The following is a 1381-nucleotide window of genomic DNA, read 5'->3' as shown; positions in this document are numbered from 1 at the left end:
GCAAAGCGAAGCGTGCCCACCGTAAGGATATGGGGAAGAATGGTGGGCACGGCGCGCAAGGGCGCGCCTTTGCCCACCCTACGATTTCGTAACCTTGTCAGGCATGTGATCCCCGAACCTGTCCACCCCCTGGAATTAAACGCTAGGCTGGCTGTTCTCCTTCATGAACTGATACAACCGAATCATGGCCACTGCTCCCGCACACATGACTGAGCTCGTCCGCGCCACCAACGCGCGGCAGGTGCGGCTGGTCTGCGGCATCATCCTGTTCGCTTACGTGGTCAGCCATTTCCTCAACCATGCGCTCGGCAACATCTCGGTCGATGCCATGGAGGCCGGGGTCTATTACCACGTCCTGTTCTGGCAGTTCCTGCCCGTGACGATCGTGTTCTACGCGGCCGCGCTGATCCACGCCGGGCTCGGTGTGTTCGCGCTGTATCAGCGCCGCGAGTTTCGCTGGAAGACGGTCGAGCCGCTTCAGCTCGTGCTGGGCCTGAGCATTCCCCTGCTCGTCATGGCGCATGTGATCGGTATCAGGCTCGGCCTGACGCTCTACGGGCACGAGAAGCTTTACCCGCAGGAACTCTATCTGTTCTTCGTCCTGGCGCCCGCCCGGCTCTGGCAGATGACGATCCTGCTCGTGGTCGCCTGGGTGCACGGCTGCGTCGGCATCTATTTCTGGCTGCGCATGAAGACCTTCTTCACGCGCGCCGCGCCCTATCTGCTCGCAGCCGCCGTCCTGATCCCGACGCTGGCGATGCTCGGCATCTATCAGGGCGGGCGCAGCGTTGCCGCCGACAGCGACGACACCGACTGGCGCAAGACGAATTATACGCGGCAACAGGTCGGCACGGTCGCGGAAAACCAGGTGCTCGAACGCATCAGCGGCGGCCTCGTCATGGGCTATTTCGGCCTGCTCGGCGTGGTGCTGCTCGCAAGAGGCGCGCGCGCCTGGCGGGAACGGCGCGGCGGAATGATCGCGCTGTCCTACGGCAACGGCAAGACGGTGCGTGTGCCCAAGGGCCTCTCCGTGCTGGAGGCGAGCCTGCGCCACAACGTGCCGCATGCCAGCGTCTGCGGCGGCCGCGCGCGCTGCTCGACCTGCCGCATCCGCATCATCGGCGATCATGGCGCCCTCCCCGAGCCGTCGCAGCGCGAGGCCTTCGTGCTCGCCCGCGTCGGCGCCGCCGATCCCTCGATCCGGCTGGCCTGCCAGTTGCGGCCGGATGCCGACCTCTCCTTCTTCCAGCTGTTCACGCCCCACACGCATGCGGCGGACGGGCAGGCCTCGACGCCGGCGAGGATCGGCCAGGAGCGTTATCTCGTCAGCCTGTTCGTCGACATGCGCGGCTCGACGCAGCTTGCCGAGAAGCGGCTGGCG

1 protein-coding gene is annotated in these 1381 nt (G+C 65.7%); it reads left to right on the top strand.

Annotated features, from left to right (window positions below; genetic code table 11):
• Window positions 1-184: 184 nt before the first annotated feature.
• Window positions 185-1381: 2Fe-2S iron-sulfur cluster-binding protein (locus PMI42_RS12885; protein WP_085969543.1), on the top strand; the 1197-nt coding region annotated here is incomplete at its 3' end.

This window comes from Bradyrhizobium sp. YR681, from assembly GCF_000282615.1.
Classification (GTDB): Bacteria; Pseudomonadota; Alphaproteobacteria; order Rhizobiales; family Xanthobacteraceae; genus Bradyrhizobium.
The sequence above is the reverse complement of the archived record's forward strand: the minus strand, read 5'-3'. Positions and strand labels throughout refer to the sequence as shown.